Raw genomic sequence first — 548 nt, 5'->3', positions numbered from 1 at the left:
AAGCTTGATTTAACCGATGCGTTATACAACAAGTTGTCCGGCATTAATTTGCCGTACCCGTTAAAACAAAATATCAATGACGAAACCGATTCAATCGCATTGTATACCCTAGCCGGCGGCACCACATTGGTCGAATTCTACGATGGCACCAAGGACAAACGGTTGAACTACGAAATCCGTGGCAAAGCCCAAGACCCACAACACATCGAAGAAGCCGTCTATTTGATTAGTGAATCACTTGAAAAGCTTCAAGACATTTACGATTTGCAATCGTCAAACAATAGTTTCGAGTTTGGGGGAATCATCCTTCAAAACGAACCGTATTTTTCGGATGCACAAGAAGACGGGTTCTTTTATTTCTCATTGACTTTTGGGGTCAATGTTACTATTTTTCCATAATTAAAAGGGGGCTTCATTCTTATGACAAGACGCAAGAATGCAATCCGCGGTCACTTTATCGCGGAATACATCGACGGTCAAGAAACAGTGCCGGCGGATTCGGAATTCAAAGAACTAGCGAAATACATCGCAACAATCGATGATGATTC

At 42.2% G+C, this 548-nt stretch carries 1 protein-coding gene; it reads left to right on the top strand.

The genetic code is table 11. The features are described 5' to 3' along the window. On the top strand, nt 1–399 hold a 399-nt coding region (locus tag N1032_RS27285; RefSeq protein ID WP_259543838.1), incomplete at its 5' end, for a capsid protein. Nucleotides 400–548 lie beyond the last annotated feature (149 nt).

It is taken from the genome of Herbiconiux daphne (assembly GCF_024979295.1).
Classification (GTDB): Bacteria; Actinomycetota; Actinomycetes; order Actinomycetales; family Microbacteriaceae; genus Herbiconiux; species Herbiconiux daphnes.
The sequence above is the reverse complement of the archived record's forward strand: the minus strand, read 5'-3'. Positions and strand labels throughout refer to the sequence as shown.